This window comes from Rhodococcus sp. NPDC057014 (genome assembly GCF_042673295.1).
Classification (GTDB): domain Bacteria; phylum Actinomycetota; class Actinomycetes; order Mycobacteriales; family Mycobacteriaceae; genus Rhodococcus_F.
In genome coordinates, this window is record NZ_JBHUSF010000132.1 from 1 (window position 1) to 22,478 (window position 22,478).

The window sequence follows — 22,478 nt, forward strand, 5'->3', positions numbered from 1 at the left end:
GGACCCGCGGGTGCGGATGGCCCGGGTGATGTGCGGCCACGGGCTCGGCCCGTGGAAGGTGGTCCCCATACCCAAGAACGGTAGCGGGTCCGCACACCCGGCCGCGGTGGATCCGCCGATCACCGGCCCGCACGGTCCGACACCCGGATCAGGCCGCCCAACTGCGACGATGACACGTCCCCTTCTCCCGTGCGAGCGCATTGCGCGGCCCCGCGACGGGTGCGAGACGGGTGCCGTCACGGCCGACGGCCGACGGCCGACGGCCGTCGTGCGGCTTCGGTTCGGCCGCCCGGTACCACGCGTGCGCGCCGAGGCCGGCGATGAGAAATGCCCACATCGCCAACATCGGCGACGCGATCGTGGTCGCCGCCTGTGCGATCGATACCGCGGCGGCCGGCAACATGACCAGTTGCAGCCTGGTGGATGCACTCAATCGTCTCCTGCGCATAGATACTCCCCTTCGGCCCTTTTCTGGATGCGTCGTCTGCGCACACATGACACAGGCGAAACGCCGGTACTACACGCCCACTGCACACCTCGTTTGAACAACACAACGTCACATTGTGAAGTAAGAGTCACCGACAACGAGAGGGATGTACATGTCCAACACTGCAATCGTCGAGGGGTCCGCCGAACTGGAGGCCGCGCGCTCGCTACCGCGCATCGATCGGAGGCGATTCACACGAGGAGTTCGTCGCCGCCAAGGTCGCCCTGATCGAGCTGGGAACCGGCCGGAGGGTCTCCGAGGAGGAGGTCGACTACCTGTAAACAGCTAGAAGCGTTGGGGCCCTCGCTAATTGGCGGGGGCCTTGTTCGTGCAACGGCGCCGATTTAACGACGCTCATCTGCTGTGTTGGTGGCCGCCACACTCTCGAGTTGCAACATAGAAATGGCACATTGTGATGTAGGGAGGGGGTGGGACCTCAACGGATGGGGGAGTCGTGATGTACGACCCGCCGATGACCAACCTGCTGGACGCGCTGGAACAGATCGAAAGGGCCAACGCCCGCCCGGCGCGCACCACCATCGCCGGGCTGTTCACCTACGAACTCGACCCCTACACCCACGAGGAGACCAACGTCCTCGGCATCACCACGGCACAGCAGCGGGTACGCCTGACCTGTCCGCCCCGCGGATCGGGTTCGGCGGCGGGGTGTTCGTCGCCCGGAATCGAAGAAACCACCGCCACCTTGGGTTCGACGCGACGCGACGCTACGCGACGGGCCAGGTCGAGGACGACGAGCGAGACCTTGTCGCCGGAGAATGCAACGTAGCCGTCGTGCCCTGCGAGGTGCGCCTAGATCGGGGTCAGGAAGCCGGTGACGGCGCCCAGACCAGCCTTCGCCGACGCCGCTGCTGACCGCTGTCCGGTGCACGTGAACCGCCCGGCTGCGGCGTGGGAGGCGCCGGTGCGGGGTACCCGACCGCCATGCGGTCTTCCATCGCGCCTGTCCTTCCCCGAGTGCTGGGTGTCCTGACCGCCGCATACAGTGCTGCAATCATCGTCTCACCGAAGCTTCTCGCGAAGCCCTGCAAGCTGACCCGCGCCGACGGCGCTGTCCCGTCCGAGGTCGCGACGGTGATCCGGGCGGTGGGGTGCGCGATGTGGCGAGCGGACTTGCCCTCGCCGCGGCACCGGCCGGGGCGGCGCTGCGCGCCGCGGTCGCGGTCCGGGTGGTCTCCGATTTCGGTGATGCCGCGGTCTTCGGGCTCGCGTTGCCCGATGCCGCGACCAAGGCCAAGGTCGCCGGTGTCGCCGTGGCCTGGGGAGTGTTGTGCGCCTACAGCGGACGCCACACCGGATAGTGGTGTCGGCACGCTACGCGGCAGGGCCGTGCGAGTTGTGTTGGGGCGTAGCCAAGTGCAGCCCCCGGCTATCAGCTGCCAGTATCCGCTGACAACCCCATGTTCTCCATGGTGGAGCAGCCAGGCGTCGGTACCGACCCCACGCCGGCCTCGCCCCTTGGCTTCGGCGCAGTCGACCGCCTTCCCGTGCGAGTGCTTCGCTGCTCGGCGAGCACACCTATCAAGTCCTGGCGGAGGTACTCGGCCTCAAGAGTCGGAGCGATGCCGCCCGCCGGCTAAGCGAAGATGCAGGTGTCGGCCCGGCTCCAGGAACCTTCTTCTACCGGAGACGATGGGTCGCTAGGCGGGTGATCTACCACCGGGAGGGGGTGCGGCTCCTATCGTGAGTCGGTCAGGCTTCTGATCGTGAATCGATTCATTCGGTCTCGCGGGCTGTCCTGGCCGACTGCGTACAGGAACGTGGTGAATCGCCAGGACTCACTGCCCGCGGCGTTCTCGAGGAACGACTCGGCGACTTGACCGCGCGAGATCGTCGGTGCTGGCCAGGGCCTCGTCGGCAATGAGGGAACTCTGTGAGGAGTGTCCGTCGAGATCCGCTCACCCCTCGCGGTGAGCAAGAATGTGTCGGCGCAGGTAGGTGAGGTGCACGACGATCGCCTTCTCACCCGCATCGGGATTTTGGCTTTTGATCGCCCGAAGGATCGCGCCGTGCTGGCGTACGGTTTCGCGACCCACATCGGGTGATAGGTCCAAGTAGTGGACGGGCTCAGTGGCGTGGTGAAGTGCCGCGACGAGTGACGCCAGCACACGGTTTCCAGATGCGCGGGCGATCAGCGTGTGGAACTGGCGATCGAGGTCCGGGATCTCGGGGTCATCCACCGACGCTGTTTTTTGCCTGCTGACAATGCTGGAAAGTTCGGCCAGGTCGTCTTCGCTGCGGTTCACGGCCGCCAGTCGTACGGCGGGAACCTCAAGCTGCTGGCGAACGTCGGCGACCTCGTCGAAATGGATGCTTCCCAGGGTCAGGAGGTTGTCGACGGCTTCGGTCATGACGGTGCCGAGCGATCGATAATCGACGGATTGGACGAAATTGCCCCCACGCGCACCGGGAACCTTGTTGATCAGATGCTGGGACGAGAGGACGCGCAACGCTTCACGTAAGGTCGTCCGACTGACATTAAATTGGCGAGCTAGTTCCGCCTCCGGTGGAAGCATCTCCCCGCTCTTCAGATCGCCGGAGAGGATCGCGGCCTTGAGTGTTTCTTCGACTTGTTGGCGCGGCCGAAGCACAGCCTGCCCGATCACCTTGCGTGCCGTGCCGTCCTCAGTCGTTGTGGGCATTGCTCGCCTCCTTCGTGCTAATGTTCGACGTTCGCATTAGACCGACGGTATCACTCGTAGTGGACAAGGCAGGACTGGACCGATGTCGCGTCGCCATGTCACCGACGACAGTTGTGCCGGTCAAAGTTCTGGTCCGTTCGGTATCCATGCGTCATGGACGGCACTGCCAGGCTTATGCCGCGGGTCGAAAGCTCTCCAACAATCCCGGCGCATGTTGTGCTGCGTATCTTTGTACCCGCTTCGTCCGCGGCCGCGGACGTGGCGGTAAGGCTGCTGCATATCAACGGCCAGTCCGCACGGACGGCGTGGAAGGGAGTCGAGGGGGGTAGAGCGTGCCACGATCGGTCGCTCGGAGACCCGTCCCAGCAGCTTCCAAGTGGTGGCGGTCTTATCGGTGGTGGGGAGGGCGGCGAGACCGCTGGCGACTTGGTACGTAGAGGGCGGGCCGCGATTGCTGCCCCATGCTTGCCGGGACACTCGCGTTGAGCGAGCTCAGGTCGGGGAGTGGTGCACGCTTCGGCACGTTGTCGGAACGGCCCCCGAATATTGCCGCACGGGCCCTTGCAGGGAGGCGGCCAGTTGGGGCAAAAGTTCGGCTGTGTCGAACTACCTTCAGCGCCATACGGTTCCAGATTTGGCACACCAGGCGCCAGTCGAGGATCGCACACGCGGTGAACGGTGGTTCGGTTGGAGCTGGTTGCTGTCGAGTCCCGCCCGTCGGGACTCTGACAGCTACCCGGTCGGCTCAAAATTTGACGCCGCGGGCGGGACTCACCAGGAGTAGAACCCTTGGCCGGATTTTCGGCCGAGGTGTCCGTCGGCAACCTTCTCGCGCAGGATTGCCGGTGGCGCGAAACGATCACCGACTTCGCGGGCGAGATGTTCCGCGATTGCCAGCCGTACATCCAGTCCGACGATGTCCGTGGTGCGCAGCGGTCCGATCGGGTGTTTGTAGCCCAAGGTCATCGCGGTATCGATATCTTCGGCCGAGGCCACACCGTCTTCGAGCATCCGCATCGCTTCCAGCGCGATGGCAACGCCGAGCCGGGAGGATGCGAATCCGGGAGAATCCGTGACGGTGATGGCGGTCTTGCCCAATGCGGTCACCCATCCCTGGGCATCTGTGATCAGTTGCGCCTCGGTCTTGGCGCCGACGACGATTTCCACCAGTTCGCTGGCCGGGACCGGGTTGAAGAAGTGCAGGCCGAGGAACCGTTGGGGACGGACCAGACCTGCAGCCAGCTGGTCGACGGAGAGCGAACTGGTGTTCGTGGCTACCACCGCGTTCGGGGCGAACACCTCGATCCGCTGAAGAACCCGAGCCTTGAGATCAACGATTTCCGGTACTGCTTCGACGACGAGGCCACACCCCGCGAGGCTTGCCGGATCAGTAATGGCCTTCGCCCGATCGAGAACCTCTTCGACCGACTCTGTGAGTGTTCCGCGTTCGGCGGCCTTGGTCAGGCTGGCGCGAACACGGTTCGTTGCTGCTGCGGCGGCGTTGTCGTCGGCTTCGATGAGGGTGACGGTGGCGCCGGCAAGAAGAAAGGCGTGCGCGATTCCCGCACCCATTCTGCCGCCGCCGTAGACACCAACGCTTGTGGGGACTGTCATGGTTGCTCCGTTTCGGACGAGACGTTTTCGAGAACGACGGCCAGGGCCTGGCCGACTCCGATACAAATGGCTGCCACACCCCACCGCAGTCGATCGCGGACCAGGCGATGCGCGAGAGTTCCGAGGATTCGGGCCCCGGATGCGCCGAGTGGGTGGCCGATCGCGATCGCTCCACCCCAGGTGTTGACGATGTCGGGGTCGATCTTCCAGGTGTCGATACAGGCCAGCGTCTGCACCGCGAACGCCTCGTTGAGTTCGACCGCTCCCACGTCGTCCCAGCGGATCCCGGCTCGATCCAATGCCTTGTTGGCGGCCTCCACGGGAGCGAATCCGAAGGCCTGCGGGTCGAGCGCATGAGTTCCGCGTCCGGCGATCCGTGCCAACGGCGCGGCCTTGATCCGATCTGATACGTCGGCAGAGCCCAGAAGCAACGCCGACGCGCCGTCGTTGAGTGGGCTCGCATTGCCCGCGGTAATCGTCCCACCTGGTCGAAATGACGGGGTCAGTCCCGACAACTTTTCGGTTGTCGACTCCGGGCGGATCCCCTCGTCGCGGCGCAGATCCGCACCCGGAACACCCACCACGAGATCATCGTAAAACCCACCCGTCCATGCGATATCGGCGTTGCGGTGTGACCGGACTGCGAACGCATCCTGCCGCTCGCGAGAAATCATGAATCGGTCCGCCAGCATTTCATTGCATTCACCCAACGACACCGTCCATTCCGCCGGCATCTTCGGGTTCACCAGACGCCACCCCAGCGTGGTCGACACCGCTGCGGCGTCTCCCGCAGGGTATGCCCGCGACGGCTTCGGCAGTACCCAGGGGGCACGGGTCATCGATTCGACCCCCCCGACCACGACGAGGTCGGCGTCCCCCGACTCAACAGTCCGGGAGCCGATCATCGCCGCGTCCAGTGAGGATCCGCACAGCCGATTCACTGTCGTGGCCGGCACGCTCGTCGGTAGTCCCGCCAATAGCACAGCCATGCGGCCGACGTTGCGGTTCTCCTCGCCCGCTCCGTTTGCGTTGCCGAAGACGACCTCCCCGACCGTCTCCGGATCGAGGTGCGGAACCTTGGCAAGCACACCTGAGACAGCGGTGGCGGCAAGGTCGTCTGGACGCACGCCGGCGAGCGCTCCTCCGAAACGGCCGAACGGGGTACGTGCGGCGGCATAGAGGTATGCCCCGATCATTGATTCTCCTTCACAATGAGCATCGCTTGGACACCCTTCTGGACAACGGCGTCGTAGTTGAGCACGGTGACCGCGAACTCGACAACACCGCGGGCCGCCTTCGTAGTCGAGGGCCGCTGGGCGACGACCGCGTACTCAGCGCGGACGGTGTCCTTGAAGTGGATGGGCCCGACGAACTGCCAGTCCTTGACGCCGAGAAAAGCGGGGATCGAGTCGTCGGGCTCACCGGTGAGGGTCCACATCAGTCCGTGGGCGAGGGTGAGGCCGAGCAGACCGTCGGCGATGCGGGTGCCGAACACGGTGCGCGTCGCGTATTCCGCGCTGGTGTGCAAGGGATTGCGATCCCCGGTGGCGAAGTCGCCGACGTCGGCCTCGGTGACCGTCCGCGTCGAGCTGTTCCACGACCGTCCCACTGTCAGGTCGTCGAACCACAGTGTCATCAGCCGAGCCCGGTCGTGACCACAACCTTGCCCTTGACCTTGCCGTCTTTGACGTACTGCAGGGCGTCACCGACCTCGTCGAGGGGGAAGGTGGTGTCGACGGCCGCGTCCAGTTTGCCCTGGTCGAGCAAGTCGAAGATCTCGGCCATCGTCGCGCGCGTCAGGGCGGGATCGCGGTCGCGGTAGTCGCTGCTCTGCAGCCCGACGACGCTGATGCTCTTGACCAGGATGTGACCGGGCTTGATCGGGTTCTGTCCGCCGGAGGCGAACCCGACGATGACGATCCGCCCTTCCCACGCGGTGGCGCGGATGATCTGGGTGAGGAAGTCACCCCCGAGCATTTCCAGAACGACGTCGACGCCCTTGCCGTCGGTCGCGGCGAGCAGATCGTCGCGCAGTGTATCCGGCGTCGAGGTGAGGACGACGTCGGCGCCTTGACGCCGGGCGAGCTCGGCCTTGGCCTCGTCCTGGGCGAGGGCGACGACCCGGGCGCCGCAGGCCTTCGCCAACTGCACGCCGGCCGATCCGACGCCGCCTCCGGCACCGGTGACGAGCACCGTCTCTCCCGGCTTCAGCTGACCCCGACGCAGTAATCCGAAGTGGGCAGTGGAGTACACCAATCCGGCGGCCGCTGCTTGTTCGTAACCGAGGCTGTCCGGAATCTCCATCACGAGATCCTCGGGCACCACCAATTGTTCGGCGTAGCAGCCGTATTCGACCAGAGTCAGGACTCGCTGACCGACGGCGATGCGATCGACACCCTCGCCGACCCCGATCACTCGTCCGGCCGCTTCCTTGCCTGGGCTGAACGGCCGAGTCGGAAGGTTTTGGTAGGTGCCCTCGACGACGAGGATGTCCGGGAAGTTGATGCTGGATGCACCGACCTCGATCACGACCTCACCGGGTCCCGGAACCAGATCCGGGACTTCTTCGACCACCAGGGTGGACGGGGGCCCGAATTCCTTGACCAGTGCGGCGCGCATGCGTGTTCCTTTCGAGTACAAGCGGTCTCAGGACCAGGGAGAACCGTCGGGCAGGGAGGCAAGTGTGGGGTACGGCACGGTGTCTGCGTCCCTTCGCAGCGCCGGGTCGACAGGGCTGGCGAACGTCGCAAACGACGCACCGTCGGTGTCGGGTGCGGACACACGATCCGGACCAGAGACGTCGACCAGACCTGCCTGGACCGCTTCGTCCCAGGTGGCGACGATGACGGTGCAGACGTCCTCGCCATCGAGGATGGTGCTCCAGTGGTGCGCGGTTTGGGAGGCGAAGACGTCTGCCAGGGCCGCAATGACCGCCTGTTCCTGCCCGTCGTCGTCACGGAACTTGTCGTCCAGGCCGACGAGTTCGACGAGCCGGTCCCAGAACTTCTGTTCCAGGGCGGCACAGGCAATGTGTCGGCCGTCGGAGGTGGGATAGATGTGATAGCGGGGACTGCCGCCGGTCAGTTGTTCGGCGCCGGGCCGAGGCCACTGTCCCCCCGCCTGGTGGGCGGCGAAGTAGCCGTAGCCGAGCATCTGCAGGTTGTGCGCCATCGACACCTGGAGGTGGCTGCCTTCCCCGGTGCGCTCGGCCTGGCGCAGCGCGAGCAGGATGTTGACCACCGCCGGATAGGTTCCGCCCGCGATGTCGGCCAGCACCGTCACCGGCAGTGCGGGGGCACCGCTGGCGTCGGCGACGACTCCGAGCAGCCCGGACTCGGCCAGATAGTTCAGGTCGTGGCCAGCGCGCGCGGCATGACTTCCGGTGGGGCCGTACCCGGTGATCGAGCAGTACACGACCTGCGGGTTGACCGCCTTCATCGCCTCATATCCGAGTCCGAGTCGGTCGGCGACACCGGGCCGGAACTGCTCTATCACGACGTCCGCCTGGGCCGCGAGCTCGAGAACCCGGTCGCGCTGGGTCGGGTCTTTGAAGTCGACCGCGTACGCGCGCTTGCCGCGGTTGAGTACGGCGTAGTTTGCGCTTGCCTCACCGAACTTCGGCTCATACGTGCGCATTTCGTCGCCTCGGCCCGGTCGCTCGAGTTTGATCACATCCGCGCCGGCGTCTGCCAGCATCAGGGTCGCGAGGGGTCCGGGCAACAGGGTGGACAGGTCCAGGACCTTCACACCGGCGAGGGGCAGTTCCAGGTTACTCACCCGATCATCTCCCGCAGTTTGAACTTCTGAATCTTTCCGCTCGGCGTCATCGGTAGTTCAGGAAGGTTGACGACCCGTTCGGGTAGGTAATGCTTGGAGAGTCCCTGCGCGAGCAGGTATTCCCCGAGCGTGTCCACGGTAAGCTCCGGGCGCTCGGCCTTGGCGACCAAGACCGCACAGATTCGTTCGCCGAGTCGCTCGTCGGGGAGCCCGACGACGGCAGCGTTGACCACGTCGGGATGGTCGAAGATGACCGATTCGACGTCGGTGACGGGGATGTTCTCGCCGCCGCGGATGATGATGTCCTTGGTGCGCCCGCGCAGCGATACCCAGCCGTGTTCGTCGATGCTTGCCCGGTCCCCGGTCCTGAACCACAGCCCCGGGAGGTACGCGTCCGCGGTCGCATCCGGCCGGTCGTAGTAGCCGTAGATCACTGCCGGGCCGCGCATCAACAGGTCCCCGATCTCACCGGCGGGTACCGCGTTCCCGTCCAGGTCGACAACCCGAACTTCCGAACCGGCGAAGACGGATCCGTCGGTGCGCTGGATGTCCGCCGGCTCGGCCGGGGTGCAGGAAATGATGATGCTGCACTCGGTCATGCCCCAGGCGGGACAGATGTAGGCGCCAAGCGCCGCCTGCGCCTGGGCGGGCAAATTCCGTGGCACGGACGAACCGGCGATCACCAGGCACTTCAGTGGGCAGTTCGGGTCCCCGGCCAAATCGGTGCGCAGCATGTCCTGGAGGAAGGTGGGGGCACCGAAGAACGTGGTGATGCCTTCGTCGCGGATCACCTGTGCACCCCAATTCGGTTCCCAGCGGTCCACGTGCACCGCGGTCCCGGCCAGGAGCACGGTGAACACGATGCCCCACGCAAACCCGGTGTGATGACCGACCGGTGACGCGACGAGCTGAATCATATGCTCGCCATACACTTTCGGTCCGACATGCTCCGCCTGCCTACGAATGGAATAGATGAGGGTGTCGTGACTGTGCATGGCGCCCTTGGGTTCCCCGGTGGTGCCGGAGGTGAAACCGAAGTAGCAGACCCGGCTCGGATCCGGATCCGGGAAGTCCCGGAGGGGGGCCTGAGCGTGGCTGGACCAGAGGGACTCGCCGCAGCGAAGGTCCGCGCCGTCCTCGTCGAGGACGACGATGTGCTCGAGCGTGGGAATCTGGGCGCGCAGGGTGCGGGCGAGTTCGAGGTTGTCGTTGCTGCGCCAGCGACGTGGGACAACCAGCACCTTCGCTTTGCTGCGGCGCAGAATCGCGGCGGCCTGGTTTTCCCCGTAGGCGACCGGGATGCCGACATAGATTGCCCCGATTTCGTTGATCCCGAACACCATTTCGGGATATTCGACCCAATTCGGGAGCATCAGCACGACCGCGTCACCGACCCCGACCCCGAGCGAGGCGAAGACGCCGGCCGCCTGGTGGGCGTTGCGGTCGAACTCCCGGTAGGTGCGGGTGACGCGGCCGCCGTTGGTCCGGTGGCCGACCAGGGCGACACGGTCCGGGTTCTTCTCGGCGGCTTCGGTGAGCAGTGACCGGATCGATCGGCCTTCCCACCACCCGGCTGCCCGCCACGCTGCGGCGGTCTCATCGTCGATCGGGGTGTACTGCCCACCCAGCACCTCGGCCAGCGGTGCGTGCGTCGGTGTCGTCATGACGCCTCCTTCCGGAGGGAGGTGGACGCTGGGGCAAGGCCGACGAGGGTGCGTCCGGCCGCGATGGCGCCGCCCTGGGTGTCGACCGCGGCGCGCAGCGAGACCGCGTCGCGCAGACGGCGCTCGGCGCTGTACTCGGCGAGGTAGCCGTAACCCCCGTGGGATTGCAGCGCGGCGGCAGCGACGTCGATCGCGCCGTCGCAACCGTCGCGGGCGACGGCGAGCGTCTGCACGGCGTCGTCGCCGGCCGCGAGGACTGCACTCAACGCGGTAACCGAGCGGGTGGCCTGCCCGAGCAGGGACTGCCGCACGGTCGGAATCGCGGTCAGCGCGGCGCCGAACTGGCGGCGACCGGATGCGTAATCCGCGGCGTCCTCTGCCGCAGCGCCCGCGATACCGGCCGCGACCGCGGCAGCCCCGATTCGCAGCCGCGCCCGGGCGGAGGTGATGTCGACTGCTGTCAGCTCGTGGACATCACCGCCGGTGGCCTGTACCTCCAGGGACCGGGTGAAGGCGCCGCCGAGTCCGGTGCGGCGCAGCGGTGTCGCGGTCGTAGCACCGGGGGCAACCAGCACGGCAGCGTCGTCATCGACCAACACCAGCACGTGCGGGCTCTCGGCGGCGGCATCCACCCGGTCGATCGCACCACTGAGGGTGTCACCGCTCAATGCCAGGCGGACGTGGGGTGAGCTGGCGTCGACGACCGCGACCGCCGCCGCTCCGGCGTGGATCCGAGTGACCAGATCGGTGAAGCGATCATCACCGGCGAGGACGTCGACAGCCGCATGCGCCTGCGCGGATGCCCATCCCAGGGCGGGCCAGGCCCGGCCGAGACGTTCGAGGGCGACCACCGACAGCTCCCGCCCGGCGCCGCCGCCGCCGGCGGATTCTGCGGTGCCGACGGTCCAGATCCCGAGCTCGGCGAGCTCAGTGACCAGAGCGGTGACCGCCGTGGGGTCGTCGCCGAGGACCGGGTCGTGGGCGGCGACGAAGGAGTCGAGCATGGCCCGCACATCACGGTTGTCACCGTGCAGCGCCGGACCCCACCACCCTGACGACCAACTCATGACCAGAAGCTTTCCGGCTTGGGCTGGCGCCGCTCACCGAACGCGGCGCTGACCTCGTGCGCCTCCTGGGTCTGCAGGTACAGGGTGAGCTGCTGGTCGTGGGCCATGCGGGCCTGTCCGGAAACACCGTTGTGCCGGGCGGAGAAGGCACCCTTCATGCCGCCGATCGCCAGTGGGCTGCGGGTGGTGATCTCGCGGGCGACCTCGGCGGCCCGGGCCTGCAACTCTTCCGGGGCGACGACTTCGTTGACCAGGCCGATCTCCCGGGCCTGCTCGGCGCTGTACTTCTTGTTCAGGTACCACATCTCCTTGGCGCGCTTGCGGCCGATGGTGTCCTCGAGGTACCAGCTGCCGTATCCGGCGTCGAAGCTGCCGACCATGGGACCGACCTGCCGGAAGACGGCGTTCTCGGCGGCGATGGTCAGATCACACACGGTGTGCAGCACGTTTCCACCGCCGACCGCGAATCCGTTGACGGCGGCGATGATCGGCTTCGAGATGGTGTCGATCGCCTGGTAGACGTCGATGATCGGCAGGACCTGGGACTGGTCGAGCGAGGTGATCGGGTCGTGCTCGCCGCCGATGCAGAAGAATTTCTCACCGGCACCGGTCAGCACGGCCGCACGCAGCTGCGGGTCGAGGCGGAACTTCTGCAGCGCGTCGAACAGTTCCAGGCAGGTCTGGTGGCGGAACTTGTTGCCGGCGTCGGGACGGTTGAGGGTGATGGTCAGCACCGGTCCGTCGAGGGTGGTGAGGATGTCGTCGTATGCCATGTCAGTTGCTCCCGTGGTTTGGTTGTTCGGTGCGGAATCCGAGGCCGTTCTTGTTGCCGAGCCGGCCGGCGGCGACCATCTGGCGCAGCAGCGGCGGCGGCGCGTACCGCGCATCCGCGGTCGCCTCGTACGCGGCCTGGGTGGCGTGGAGGTGGACGTCGAGGCCGATGGTATCGAGCATCTTCAGCGGCCCGGTCTTGTAGCCGAGGCCGAGTTCGAGGGCGACGTCGATGTCCTCGGCGGTGGCGAGCTCGTCGTCAAGTTCCTGGATGACATCGTTCAGATACGGCAGCAGCAGGGAATTGACCAGGAAGCCGGGACGGTCCTTGACCACGACCGGGAACTTGTCGCCGAGCGCGTGCACCAAATCGACGAGCCGCTCGACGAGGGTCTCGTCGGTCTGCAGGGCACGGACGATTTCCACCGTCTGCATCACCGGTGCGGGATTGAAGAAGTGCAGGCCGGCGACCCGAGCGGGATTCGGCAGCGCGGCAGCGAGGTCGGTGACCGACAGCGCGGAGGTGTTGGTGAGGATCGGGGTCTGCGCTCCCACGACGGTGGCCACCTCGGACAACAGCGCCTGCTTCACCGCAGCGTTCTCGGTGACGGACTCGAGGACGGCGTCGACACCGGCGAAATCGGCCACGGCGGTCGTGCCGGTGATCCTGCCGAGGATCGCAGCCTTGTCCTCCTCCGTCGCCTTACCCCGCGCGATGCCGCCGTCGAGGAACTCGGCGACGGTCGCGATGCCGGCGTCGATCCGCTGCTGGTCGGTGTCGAGGACGATGACTGTGCGGCCGGCGGCGGCGAACACCTGGGCGATCCCGGCACCCATGGTGCCGAAGCCGAGGACGCCGATCGTTGGGAAGTCGATAGTGGACTCGCTCATGACTGCTCCTCAGGACCCGAAGAGTCGGGTGTTGTCGTACTCGTAGAAACCGCGACCGGTCTTGCGGCCCAGATCGCCTGCGGCGACCATCCGTTCGACCATCGGCGGCGGGAAGAACCTCGGATCGCGCAACTGCTCATACAGTCGGGTCGCGACCTGCTGGTGAATGTCCATGCCCACGATGTCGAGGAGTCGGAACGGTCCCATCGGGTGACCGAGGGACCCGAGGACGGCCGCATCGATCGACTCCTTGGTGCCCAGACCGGCCTCTAGGGCACGGATGCAGGAGTTCTCCCACGGGATCAGGAAACGGTTGACGATGAACCCGGGCCGGTCCTTGGTGACCACGCTGGTCTTGCCCAGTGAACCGAGGAATTCGAGGGTCGCCTTGTGCGCCCAGTCGGCGGTGTGCCGGCCGTCGGCCACCTCCACGAGCTTCATCAGCGGTGCCGGGTTGCAGTAGTGGGTGCCCACGACCCGCTCGGGCAGCCGCGAACCGGACGCGATGCCGGTCACCGACAGGGTCGAGGTATTGGTATGGAAAAGCGTTGACTCCGAAACGATGTCGTCGAGGCGTCCGAACGTGTCCTTCTTGAGCTGGAGGTCTTCGAAGACCGCTTCGACGATAACGTCGCACGGTGCGAGATCGGTGAGATCGGTGGTACCGACGAGGGCACGCTTGGCGGACTGGCCGGCGGCGGCGTCGAGCTTGCCGATCTTGACGCTCTTGTCGAAGAAGCCGTGCACCGTGTCGATCCCGCGCTGCAGATTCGTCTCGTTGATGTCGAAGAGGATCGTGTGGTGGCCCGCACGGGCCATCACGGTCGCGATTCCTGAGCCCATGGTTCCGGCGCCGAGGACGGCGACCGTCTTGCTGTCGTTACTCACTGGTTCTCCTGAATCGGTGTCAGCGGACGCTCTGGCCACCGTCGATGACGATGACTTCGCCGGTCATGAAGTTCGAGTCCTTGCTGGCGAGCAGCAGCAGCCAGGGCTTGAGCTCGTCCGGCTCACCCATCCGACGGACGGGAATGGCACGCACCACCTTCGCCAGCGCATCGGCGTCCTCACGCATTTCCGCGTTCAGTGGGGTGGCGAAGTATCCCGGAGCGATGGCATTGACCTGGACGCCGTACCGCGCCCACTCGATCGCCATCGACCGGGTGAAGGCGATGACACCGGCCTTCGACGCCGAATAGGCGGCATGGTTGGCCACACCCTGCAGGGCGAAGTTGGAGGCGATGTTGACGACCTTGCCCGACTTCTGCGCGAGCAGTCGCGTACCGACCGCCCGCGTCGCCAGGAACGTCCCCCGCAGGTTGGTGGCGACGACCCGATCCCATTCGTCTGCCGACTGCTCGACGAGCGGGGTGGTGGCGACGATCCCGGAGTTGTTGACCAGGATGTCCACCCGGCCGAAGGTTTCCACGGTGGCTTCCACCATCCGCTCCACCGAGGCCTCGTCGGTGATATCGGTGGGACAGGCGAGCGCCTGGCCGCCGGCCGCCTTCGCCTCGTCGACGAAGCTGTCGAGTTCGGTGGCCGTACGAGCAGCGACACTCACCGCGGCTCCGGCCTCGACGAGCGCCTGTGCCATCGCCCGGCCGAGCCCACGGCCGGCGCCGGTGACGATCGCGACCTTGCCCTCGAGTGATGTCATGCGAGCTCCTTCATCGCGCGGGTGGTCTCGCGGCCGATGAGCAGCCGCTGAATTTCGTTGGTGCCGTCATAGATCTGGGTGACCTTCGCGTCTCGCAGGCACCGCTCGACACCGAGGTCGGTGAGGTCACCGTAGGGGCCGAGGATGCGGGTGGCCTCAACCGAGGCAGCGAAACCGAGGTCGGTGCAGGACTGCTTCATCACCCCGATCTGCCCCGGAGTGAGGTGCGGATCGGTGTCGACCTGGCGGGCTACCGCATGCAACAGTAACCGGCCCTGCAGGATTCGGCCGCGCAGGTCCGCGAGAGCGAAGGTGTGTTCGTCGGAGAGTCGGTGACCGTGCAACCGGGTCAGCGCAGCCAGTGTCCGGGCGTAGGCCGCACGGGCGAGTCCGACGCCCTGGGCAGCGGCGCTGATCCGGGATTTGACCACCGAGCTCATCACCACCGACCAACCCTTGCCCTCTTCGCCGAGGAGATTCTCGCGCGGGATGGCCACCTGGTCGAAGAACAGCTCCGAGGTGGTCGAGCCGTGCATGCCCATCTTGTGGAATGGCCGTCCGTGGCCGACCCCGTCCCAGCTTCCGTCGACGACGAAGGCGGTGATGCCGTCACGGCCACGGGAGCGGTCCACCGTGGCGAAGCAGATGATCACGTCGGCGCGGTCACCGGTAGTGATGAACGTCTTCTGCCCACTGAGTGACCACCCGTCACCGGTGGGGGTGGCGGTGGTGGTCAGGCTGGACACGTCCGACCCGGCGTCCGGTTCGGTGATTCCGAGGGAGCCATAGCGGGAGCCGTCGAGCAGACCCTGAATGTAGCGGCGCTGCAGCTCGTCGGTGCCGGCGAGCAGAATCGGGTAGGCGGCGTGCATCTGCGTCATGAACACCAGGCTCGTCGCGGCGCAGCCTGCGGTGATCTCCTCCATCGCCACCGCATAGGCCACGTTGGTGTCACCGCTGCCGCCGAGGTGCTCGGGGAAGACCAGTCCGCACAGACCGGCCGCCGCAAGCGCCTGGACGCTCTCGTCGGCGAATTCATGGGTGGCGTCGAGGTGCGCGGCGCGCGGCGCGACCTCACGGGCCACGACATCACGGGTCCGGGTACGCACCTCGCGCTCGCGGTCGGTGAGGGCAGCGTCGGCGGCCGGCTCGTCGAGCAGGTCGTGCAACGCCAGATAGGCCTTCGGGTCGGTATCGATCTCGAGTGGCTCGACGCTCATCGCTGTGCCTCCGGGTTCGCGAACTTCGCGGGACGGCGCTCGAGGAACGCGCCGATCCCCTCCGTGGATTCTTCTCCCGCCACGGCGAGTGCCGCCAGACCGGTCTCCACTCCGAGTCCGGCATCGAGCGGGGCATCACGACCGACCTCGAGCGCATGCAGGATGGCACGGACCGCCAGCGGCCCCTGTGCCGCGATCTTCTCGGCGATGCCGGTCGCGGCGGCCAGTAACTCCTCAGGCGCGACCGGTGGGACCGGAGTCAGTCCGAGCGCGTACGCGCGGTCCGCATCGAGGCGACTACCGGTCACCATCAGGTGCACCGCCACGCGCTGTCCCACCGCCCGAGGCAACCGCTGGGTCCCGCCGTATCCAGGGATCAGGCCCAGTCCCGATTCGGGTAGTCCCAGCGACGCTTTCATCGACAACACGGGGAAAGTCGATGCGAGGGCCAACTCGAAACCGCCGCCGAGCGCGACTCCGTTGACGGCAGCGATGATCGGTACCGACGACCGTTCGATGATGCGGAAGGCTTGCTGACCTGAACTAAGGACCTGCCGGGCTCGATCCGGCCCCATGCCGGCGAGTTCCTTCAGGTCCGCGCCGGCACTGAACGCCTTCTCCCCGCTGCCGGTGAGCACGACTGCACGTACCGCCGGGTCATTCTCCGCGGCGGTCACCGCCTCCAGCAGGGCGCCGATCACGTCGGTGTTCAGTGCGTTGAACGCGTCGGGTCGATTGATCGTCAGCGTCGTAACCGCACCAGCACGCTCGATGGTCAGAACGCTCATGATGCCACCTCCTCACGGGTAGCAGAAGATTCCATTACTACTCCGTCCGCTAGCAGGCCGGAGACGTCGTCGTGACTGAAGCCGAGCCCCCGGAGCACCTCGCGGGTGTCGGCGCCGAGTTCGGGAAAACGCTCGTTACGGGGCGGAGTCGAGGCGAGTCGGAACGGGCTGTGCACGGTGAACAGGTCGCCGGCCGAGTCCGGTACCGGCATCAGCGCGCCGCGCGCGATCACCTGTGGGTCCTTCACCACTTCGGACAGTGTCTGCACCAGCGCAGCCGGCACGTCGACCTCGCCCAAAATATTCAGCCAGTCCGCAGCGGTCCGGGTCGCCAGTCGCTCGGAGACGGCCGCGGTAATCCGCGGGCGGTGCGCGCGGCGTCCGGCGTTGTCCGCCAGGACGGGGTCCGCAGCGAGGTCGGGTAGTCCGACGGCCGCGCAGAACCGCTGCCACATCGCGTCGTTGCCGATCGCAATCACCATGCTGCGGTCGGCCGCCTCGAAGGGCTGGTAGACCGCGAGTACCGAGTCGGTCCCGCCGCTGGGCGCTGGTTCCGGTTCGCCGGCAAGGTACGAGGCGATCCGGGGTGCCATCAGCGCGAGATCGGTATCGAGCAGGGAGACGTCGATGATCTCGCCCTCGCCGGTGCGGGCCTGCCGCACCGCAGCAGCGTTGATCGCGATCGCGGCGCACATTCCGGTCACCACATCGGACAGGGCGGTCGAGACGCGTTGGGGGCTGCCGCCCTTCTCGCCGGTGACCGACATCAGCCCGGAGCGTGCCTGAGCGACGAGGTCGTACCCGGGCAGCTCGCTGTCCGGACCGTCCAGGCCGAAGCCAGACATCGCACAGTAGATCAGGCGCGGGTTTCGCGAGCGCAGACTCTCGCCGTCAATGCCCATCCGGTCCAGCTTGGCGGGGTTCATGTTCTGAAGGAAGACGTCCGCGGTGTCGAGCAGCCGCAGCAGCACCTCGCGTCCTTCGTCGGATCGAAGATTGACCACCAGTGACTTCTTGTTGCGGTTCGCCGATGCGAACCAGGCGGAAGCCCCGTCGACGAACGGCGGCCCCCAGGTGCGGGCGTCGTCGCCGTGGCCCGGTCGCTCGACCTTGATGACCGTGGCACCGAGATCAGCGAGGTACATCGCGGCGGTGGGACCGGCGTACGAGGTGGTCATGTCGACCACTCGCAACCCGTGCAGCGGGCCCTCGTTCTCGACGTTCATTGTCATCGTCATCCTTCGTGATTAGGGACTCGATTGGAAGATTTCAAAACCGTGGACCGTCCGGCGTCCGGCGGGCAACTCACGAGGTCATACACCGCCGGTAAGGCGGTATTCGCCGGGTGCACTTTCAAGCTGGACGCTTTCGTTTCGCTCGTCCGGACGCTCGCTCCAGTCGATGTCGTCGTTGACCGTTTCCCTCGACACAGCCACCGCGAAGAAGGTGAGGACACCACCGAGTGCGATGTAGAGCGACAGCGGCCACGCTGCATCGAAAGAATCGAATAGTGCGGCCGCGACGAACGGCACAGGCGCACTGAAGACGAGACCCCCGAGCGTGTACGCGATGCCCGCACCGCTGTAACGAAGCCGGGTCGGGAAGATCTCCGGAATGAAGCTGGCCTGCGGTGCGTACGTGAGTGAGTGGCAGATCGGCAGCGCCAAGATCAGTGCAAGCAAAATCGCCAACGGGTGGTGAGTGTCGATCAACCAGAAGAACGGAAACGCCAAGAGCACCGTCGCGGCCGAGCCGATCAGGAGAAGCGGCCTGCGACCGAACCGGTCGCACAGGATGCCCGCATACGGGATCGTTGCCATTTGTATGAGGGAGGCGATACATACCGCTCCGAGGATCGAATTCTTTCCGATGCCGTCGTCAGCGCCGTAGGTCAAGGCGAAGACAGTCGCCATATAGAAGGGAATGTTCGCGGCGGCGACAGCAAGAGCACCCAGAATGACTCCCTTCCAAGCCTTGCGGAAGACGACCGCGGCTGGAAAGCGCTCCTCCTGGTTGTTTATCTTCAGCGCCACAAACGCCGGCGAATCCTCGATCTTAAGCCGGATGTACAGACCCGTGAGAACGAGTACGGCACTGAGCAAGAACGGAATTCGCCAACCCCACGACTGCATCGCTTCGTCCGAGAGCTGCTTCACGAAGAAGAACATCGCGGTCGCGAGGACCAAACCGAAGGGGACGCCCACCTGCGGCCAACTGCCGTAGAACGCGCGCTTGCCCTTCGGAGCATGTTCGACAGCCATCAGGACGGCACCGCCCCACTCGCCACCGAGGGCGAGGCCTTGCAGTAATCGGCAAAGCACTAAAAGGATCGGTGCCAGCATTCCGACCTGCTCATAGGTGGGCAATGCCCCAACCAGAACCGTACCCAGGCCCATCATCAGCAGGCTGGTGACGAGCATCTGCTTGCGACCGATCCGGTCGCCGAAGTGACCGAAGATCAAAGCGCCCAGCGGGCGAGCGACGAACGCGACGCCGAAGGTGGCGAACGCTGCCAGGGTGCCGATCAGCGGGCTGAGGGCGGGAAAGAACAGCTTATTGAAGACGAGGGCGGCAGCCGTCCCGAAGATGAAGAAATCGAAGAACTCGATTGTCGTACCCACGAGACTGGCGGCCGCGATCCGAGCAATCGGAACCTTCGGTTGCTCCGGCGAAGTGACCATGATTTTCCTTCCCTGACGGGACCTTGTAGCCGAAGACCGTAGTTGTTACGCAGGCCACGTTCGGTGATGAAGCCGACTGTAGACGACAGTAGACATCAAGCGCAAGGTTGGACATTTAAGCATCTGTACATTCTGGCACTGGCGACGTTTGTGGTGTTTTGCGGCTACGTCCGCAAGGACGAGGACGAGTTGCGAGGGACGCCGCAGCGGGCGTTACAGGGGGCCGAATCGCCAATCGATGCAAGAAAGCCCGACGGGCAGGCTCTTCATGTCGGTGAAATGAGTGTCGCGTTGTAACTGGCACCGATTGACGAGGTGGGAACCTGCGGGAGTGCGTGACGCGCGCCGCACCGGCAAGTCCCGGGCAGTCCCGCCGCGACGCTGGCGCTTCGGACTGCATAGACGACTGCCCACACCTCTCATGGCGCAACAGAGGTGTCCAATCCAGTGAATTTTCGGGCAGAAACGGCACCGTCTGCACTTATCTGCGACGGCTGTGCGATGAAGAAGGGCCGGAAGCTTCCTAGTTCCGTAGGTCGGCGTGCGCTCCTGGTGAGTGGACTCGGCGCCGGTGTCCGAATTCGGCGCTCTTGATTCGGCGAGTGCGGGCTCGGCATTCGTCATTTCACCCCGATGGGTACATGTCCGATCCTCAATGCGCTCGGCTGCTCGGTTATGGGGCTGCCATGCTTTGCGGGTGGAAGTCCGCGAGTGGCGCAACGGGCAGGGCCTGATCTCGGCGGTCGGAGAAGGTGGCCGCTGGGGGCGGCGCTGCCGTCGTGATTCCACGACGCGGAACTGGCGGGCCGGTGCGGACTCGGTTGGCGGCATGACGGAAGAATATAGGGTGGGACTAGCGAACGTACGTACGTCTGACGTAGTGTTGGAGACCACACAACGCCTGCACGTCTAAGGAGAACGATGTTTACTCTCGTCGACGCGATTCGTCGTAACGAGCGGCTGGTGCCCGGGCGCGAAGCGATCTTCGACGGGACGCGGCGGCTCACCCATGGAGAACTCGCCGACCGAGCGTGGCGGATCGCCGCCGGCCTGCGGGCGCGCGGTGTCGAGCCCGGCGACACCGTCGGCGTTCTGGCCGGCAACACCGCCTTCAGTATCGAAACCTTCCTCGGAATCGTGGCCGCCGGGGCTGCCTTCGTTCCGTACAACTGGAGGTGGGCAGCCGCCGAACTGGCGCACGGGATCAACGAGACCGGCGCCCGCGTGGTGCTCGTCGGCGACGGCTTCGACGGTGCCGTCGCGGAGGTGCTGACCAGCGGAGGCCTGAAGGCACCGGTCACGATCGTTCACGAGGGTGACGAGTTCGACCACCTTCTGCGCTCGGAGCCACTCCACGGCGTACCGGTTGGCCCGTCGGATGCGGCCTGCATCCTGTTCACCGGAGGCACCACCGGCTTCTCCAAGGGCGTCGTGCTCTCGCACTCGGCGATATTGACCAATGCGGTCAACGAAATCGCTGACTGTCGGATCGGGGGCAGGGCGAATGACCGCGGCCTCATCGTGACCCCGCTGTTCCACTCCGCGGCGTTGCTGTGCTGGTTCCTGCCGCATTACGTGACCGGCAACAGCTCCGTTCTCGTCCACAAGTTCGTGGAAGAGGAGATCGCGGATCTCGTCGCCCGCGAGTCGATCACCAACATGTTCCTCGTACCCAACATGATCCGGCGCATGCTCAAGGCGGGCACCTTCGATACGGACGGGTTCCGCAGCCACTTCAAGGCCCTGCACACCGGTGCCGGGTTGCTGCGGATGCCGGACAAGCTGGCGGTCTCCGAGTTGATCCCTGATGTCGAGCTGTTCTTCCGCTACGGACTGACCGAGGCCGGTCCGATGGTCACCCGGTTGCAGCCGCAGGACATGCTACGACCCGAGATCGACGGATCGATCGGCACCGAATACCTGCTTACCGAGGTCGAACTCCGAGACCTCTACGACGGCACCCCCAGTGCCGTCGGTGAGATCGGCGAGATCTGCGTTCGGGGTCCCAACCTGATGACCGGATACTTCGGACGACCGGACGCCACCGCGGAGGTCCTCAAGGACGGCTGGCTCCGCACCGGTGATCTGGCGGTTCGCGACGAGCAGGGCTACCTCTACTTCCGGGACCGGGCCAAGGACATGATCAAGACCGGCGGCGAGAACGTCTACAGCTCGGAGATCGAGCAGCTGCTCCACACCCACCCGGCGGTGATGGAAGCCGCCGTTCTCGGTGTTCCCAGCGAGGAATGGGACGAAGAGGTCCGCGCGGTCATCGCCGTGCGCCCGGGTAAGACCGTCACGGAGGGGGAGATCGCCTCGTTCCTGCGTGAGCACCTGGCCGGCTACAAGGTCCCGAAGATGATTGCCCTTGTCGGGCCGAACGCCCTGCCGATCAACCCCAGCGGCAAGATCGTCAAGACCAACATCCGGGCGACCATGGGCTGGTGACCGCCGCAAAGTTGACCACGAAAAACGCCGCTGACTAACGTACGATTGTTCTTGAACGCTCGCCGGCCCCTGCAGGGACCGTCTACTTTACTTCGGAGGGGGCACAGTGACTCGAGCAACTCGGGTGACACGCGGCGGCGCGCGCACCAATGTAGCTATTCGCGAGGCCGCAGCCAAGCTGTTCTACGCACACGGCTACGAGGCCACCTCACTGCGCACGGTCGCCAGTGAGGTCGGCATCCAGGTCGGCAGCCTCTACAACCACATCAGCGGCAAGGAAGAGCTCCTCACCGACATCATGGTGTCGGTCATGGACGAGCTCCTCGAAGCGGTGAGCATTGCCCTCGACGGTGTCGAGGGCAATGCGGTGGACCGGTTCAAGGCGGCCGTGGACTGCCATATCCGCTACCACGCCGAGCATGCGCGGGAAGTTTTCATCGGCAATTCCGAGCTGCGGTCGCTCAGCAACGGCGACCTCGACGAGGTCCTCGCCAAGCGCGCCGAGTACGAGCGGCTCCTGCAGAAACTGGTCAAGGATGTCGCCAAGGAGACCGGCACCGACGTCCTCGACGCGAAGTTGCAGACGTATTCCATTCTGGCGCAGGGCGCGCACGTGTCGTCCTGGTACAAGCCTGGAGGGCCCAAGTCCCTCGACAAGGTCGTCAACACCTACATCACCATGGCACTGCGCCAGCTCGGCGTCGACGACTCCCACTGATCGACAACAGCTTCGGCCCGGCACCGTCACGG

The 22,478-nt window shown here is 65.8% G+C and carries 21 protein-coding genes; 4 read left to right on the plus strand and 17 right to left on the minus strand.

What is annotated here, in order from left to right; genetic code table 11:
• Nucleotides 1–148: 148 nt before the first annotated feature.
• Nucleotides 149–433 (minus strand): hypothetical protein, encoded by a 285-nt coding sequence (locus tag ACFTZB_RS23955; protein ID WP_378434686.1) that lies wholly within the window; start codon nt 431–433, stop codon nt 149–151.
• 511 nt (nt 434–944) lie between these two features.
• Between ACFTZB_RS23955 and ACFTZB_RS23960 the strand changes: the two genes are divergently transcribed.
• Both ACFTZB_RS23960 and ACFTZB_RS23965 read left to right on the plus strand, forming a co-directional pair.
• The gene (locus tag ACFTZB_RS23960) at nt 945–1,274 is read left to right on the plus strand and encodes a hypothetical protein (RefSeq protein ID WP_378434688.1); all 330 of its coding nucleotides are present in this window, start codon (nt 945–947) and stop codon (nt 1,272–1,274) included.
• Nucleotides 1,275–1,605: 331 nt separating this feature from the next.
• The gene (locus tag ACFTZB_RS23965) at nt 1,606–1,806 is read left to right on the plus strand and encodes a hypothetical protein (protein ID WP_378434690.1); all 201 of its coding nucleotides are present in this window, start codon (nt 1,606–1,608) and stop codon (nt 1,804–1,806) included.
• 597 nt (nt 1,807–2,403) lie between these two features.
• On the opposite strand, the gene ACFTZB_RS23970 is transcribed toward ACFTZB_RS23965, so the two are convergent.
• The 16 genes from ACFTZB_RS23970 to ACFTZB_RS24045 form a co-directional block, all read right to left on the minus strand.
• Nucleotides 2,404–3,147, minus strand: a complete 744-nt coding sequence (locus ACFTZB_RS23970) for a FadR/GntR family transcriptional regulator (RefSeq protein WP_378434692.1) — start codon at nt 3,145–3,147, stop codon at nt 2,404–2,406.
• Nucleotides 3,148–3,918: 771 nt separating this feature from the next.
• On the minus strand, nt 3,919–4,761 hold the full coding sequence (locus tag ACFTZB_RS23975; RefSeq protein ID WP_378434694.1) for a 3-hydroxyacyl-CoA dehydrogenase family protein: 843 nt from the start codon (nt 4,759–4,761) through the stop codon (nt 3,919–3,921).
• A complete protein-coding gene (locus ACFTZB_RS23980; RefSeq protein ID WP_378434696.1) occupies nt 4,758–5,957 on the minus strand; it encodes a thiolase family protein in 1,200 nt (399 codons plus the stop codon). The genes ACFTZB_RS23975 and ACFTZB_RS23980 overlap by 4 nt, the downstream gene beginning before the upstream one ends.
• Entirely contained in the window at nt 5,954–6,397 is a 444-nt protein-coding gene (locus ACFTZB_RS23985) for a MaoC/PaaZ C-terminal domain-containing protein (RefSeq protein WP_378434698.1), read from the minus strand. The genes ACFTZB_RS23980 and ACFTZB_RS23985 overlap by 4 nt, the downstream gene beginning before the upstream one ends.
• Entirely contained in the window at nt 6,397–7,380 is a 984-nt protein-coding gene (locus ACFTZB_RS23990) for an NADPH:quinone oxidoreductase family protein (RefSeq protein ID WP_378434700.1), read from the minus strand. The genes ACFTZB_RS23985 and ACFTZB_RS23990 overlap by 1 nt, the downstream gene beginning before the upstream one ends.
• Nucleotides 7,381–7,407: 27 nt before the next feature.
• Nucleotides 7,408–8,538, minus strand: coding sequence for a CaiB/BaiF CoA transferase family protein (locus ACFTZB_RS23995; RefSeq protein ID WP_378434702.1), 1,131 nt, complete (start codon nt 8,536–8,538; stop codon nt 7,408–7,410).
• Nucleotides 8,535–10,202 carry an AMP-binding protein gene (locus ACFTZB_RS24000; protein WP_378434704.1) on the minus strand — a complete coding sequence of 556 codons (1,668 nt, stop codon included), beginning with the start codon at nt 10,200–10,202 and terminating at the stop codon, nt 8,535–8,537. The genes ACFTZB_RS23995 and ACFTZB_RS24000 overlap by 4 nt, the downstream gene beginning before the upstream one ends.
• Nucleotides 10,199–11,269, minus strand: coding sequence for an acyl-CoA dehydrogenase family protein (locus ACFTZB_RS24005; RefSeq protein WP_378434706.1), 1,071 nt, complete (start codon nt 11,267–11,269; stop codon nt 10,199–10,201). The genes ACFTZB_RS24000 and ACFTZB_RS24005 overlap by 4 nt, the downstream gene beginning before the upstream one ends.
• Nucleotides 11,266–12,042, minus strand: a complete 777-nt coding sequence (locus ACFTZB_RS24010; RefSeq protein ID WP_378434708.1) for an enoyl-CoA hydratase-related protein — start codon at nt 12,040–12,042, stop codon at nt 11,266–11,268. Before ACFTZB_RS24010 ends, ACFTZB_RS24005 begins: the two co-directional genes overlap by 4 nt.
• A gap of 1 nt (nt 12,043) precedes the next feature.
• A complete protein-coding gene (locus ACFTZB_RS24015; RefSeq protein ID WP_378434710.1) occupies nt 12,044–12,931 on the minus strand; it encodes a 3-hydroxyacyl-CoA dehydrogenase family protein in 888 nt (295 codons plus the stop codon).
• Between the two features lie 9 nt (nt 12,932–12,940).
• On the minus strand, nt 12,941–13,819 hold the full coding sequence (locus ACFTZB_RS24020) for a 3-hydroxyacyl-CoA dehydrogenase family protein (protein WP_378434712.1): 879 nt from the start codon (nt 13,817–13,819) through the stop codon (nt 12,941–12,943).
• Between the two features lie 19 nt (nt 13,820–13,838).
• Nucleotides 13,839–14,591 carry an SDR family NAD(P)-dependent oxidoreductase gene (locus tag ACFTZB_RS24025; protein WP_378434714.1) on the minus strand — a complete coding sequence of 251 codons (753 nt, stop codon included), beginning with the start codon at nt 14,589–14,591 and terminating at the stop codon, nt 13,839–13,841.
• Nucleotides 14,588–15,811, minus strand: a complete 1,224-nt coding sequence (locus tag ACFTZB_RS24030; protein ID WP_378434717.1) for an acyl-CoA dehydrogenase family protein — start codon at nt 15,809–15,811, stop codon at nt 14,588–14,590. Before ACFTZB_RS24030 ends, ACFTZB_RS24025 begins: the two co-directional genes overlap by 4 nt.
• A complete protein-coding gene (locus tag ACFTZB_RS24035; protein ID WP_378434719.1) occupies nt 15,808–16,599 on the minus strand; it encodes an enoyl-CoA hydratase/isomerase family protein in 792 nt (263 codons plus the stop codon). Before ACFTZB_RS24035 ends, ACFTZB_RS24030 begins: the two co-directional genes overlap by 4 nt.
• Complete coding sequence (locus ACFTZB_RS24040; RefSeq protein WP_378434721.1) at nt 16,596–17,831, minus strand: CaiB/BaiF CoA transferase family protein; 1,236 nt, start codon at nt 17,829–17,831, stop codon at nt 16,596–16,598. Before ACFTZB_RS24040 ends, ACFTZB_RS24035 begins: the two co-directional genes overlap by 4 nt.
• Nucleotides 17,832–17,912: 81 nt before the next feature.
• Nucleotides 17,913–19,280 carry an MFS transporter gene (locus ACFTZB_RS24045; protein WP_378434724.1) on the minus strand — a complete coding sequence of 456 codons (1,368 nt, stop codon included), beginning with the start codon at nt 19,278–19,280 and terminating at the stop codon, nt 17,913–17,915.
• A gap of 921 nt (nt 19,281–20,201) precedes the next feature.
• Between ACFTZB_RS24045 and ACFTZB_RS24050 the strand changes: the two genes are divergently transcribed.
• The gene (locus ACFTZB_RS24050) at nt 20,202–21,728 is read left to right on the plus strand and encodes a class I adenylate-forming enzyme family protein (protein WP_378434726.1); all 1,527 of its coding nucleotides are present in this window, start codon (nt 20,202–20,204) and stop codon (nt 21,726–21,728) included.
• Nucleotides 21,729–21,834: 106 nt separating this feature from the next.
• Entirely contained in the window at nt 21,835–22,446 is a 612-nt protein-coding gene (locus ACFTZB_RS24055; protein ID WP_378434728.1) for a TetR/AcrR family transcriptional regulator, read from the plus strand.
• The last annotated feature ends 32 nt before the right edge of the window (nt 22,447–22,478 follow it).

Coding starts and splice junctions, on each gene's coding strand:
- ACFTZB_RS24005 (WP_378434706.1), bottom strand. CDS start 11,269: ATGAGTTGGTCGTCAGGGTGGTGGGGTCCGGCGCTGCACGGTGACAAC.
- ACFTZB_RS23970 (WP_378434692.1), bottom strand. CDS start 3,147: ATGCCCACAACGACTGAGGACGGCACGGCACGCAAGGTGATCGGGCAG.
- ACFTZB_RS23960 (WP_378434688.1), top strand. CDS start 945: ATGTACGACCCGCCGATGACCAACCTGCTGGACGCGCTGGAACAGATC.
- ACFTZB_RS24040 (WP_378434721.1), bottom strand. CDS start 17,831: ATGACAATGAACGTCGAGAACGAGGGCCCGCTGCACGGGTTGCGAGTG.
- ACFTZB_RS24045 (WP_378434724.1), bottom strand. CDS start 19,280: ATGGTCACTTCGCCGGAGCAACCGAAGGTTCCGATTGCTCGGATCGCG.
- ACFTZB_RS23990 (WP_378434700.1), bottom strand. CDS start 7,380: ATGCGCGCCGCACTGGTCAAGGAATTCGGGCCCCCGTCCACCCTGGTG.
- ACFTZB_RS23985 (WP_378434698.1), bottom strand. CDS start 6,397: ATGACACTGTGGTTCGACGACCTGACAGTGGGACGGTCGTGGAACAGC.
- ACFTZB_RS23975 (WP_378434694.1), bottom strand. CDS start 4,761: ATGACAGTCCCCACAAGCGTTGGTGTCTACGGCGGCGGCAGAATGGGT.
- ACFTZB_RS24035 (WP_378434719.1), bottom strand. CDS start 16,599: ATGAGCGTTCTGACCATCGAGCGTGCTGGTGCGGTTACGACGCTGACG.
- ACFTZB_RS24050 (WP_378434726.1), top strand. CDS start 20,202: ATGTTTACTCTCGTCGACGCGATTCGTCGTAACGAGCGGCTGGTGCCC.
- ACFTZB_RS24025 (WP_378434714.1), bottom strand. CDS start 14,591: ATGACATCACTCGAGGGCAAGGTCGCGATCGTCACCGGCGCCGGCCGT.
- ACFTZB_RS24000 (WP_378434704.1), bottom strand. CDS start 10,202: ATGACGACACCGACGCACGCACCGCTGGCCGAGGTGCTGGGTGGGCAG.
- ACFTZB_RS24015 (WP_378434710.1), bottom strand. CDS start 12,931: ATGAGCGAGTCCACTATCGACTTCCCAACGATCGGCGTCCTCGGCTTC.
- ACFTZB_RS24030 (WP_378434717.1), bottom strand. CDS start 15,811: ATGAGCGTCGAGCCACTCGAGATCGATACCGACCCGAAGGCCTATCTG.
- ACFTZB_RS24010 (WP_378434708.1), bottom strand. CDS start 12,042: ATGGCATACGACGACATCCTCACCACCCTCGACGGACCGGTGCTGACC.
- ACFTZB_RS23980 (WP_378434696.1), bottom strand. CDS start 5,957: ATGATCGGGGCATACCTCTATGCCGCCGCACGTACCCCGTTCGGCCGT.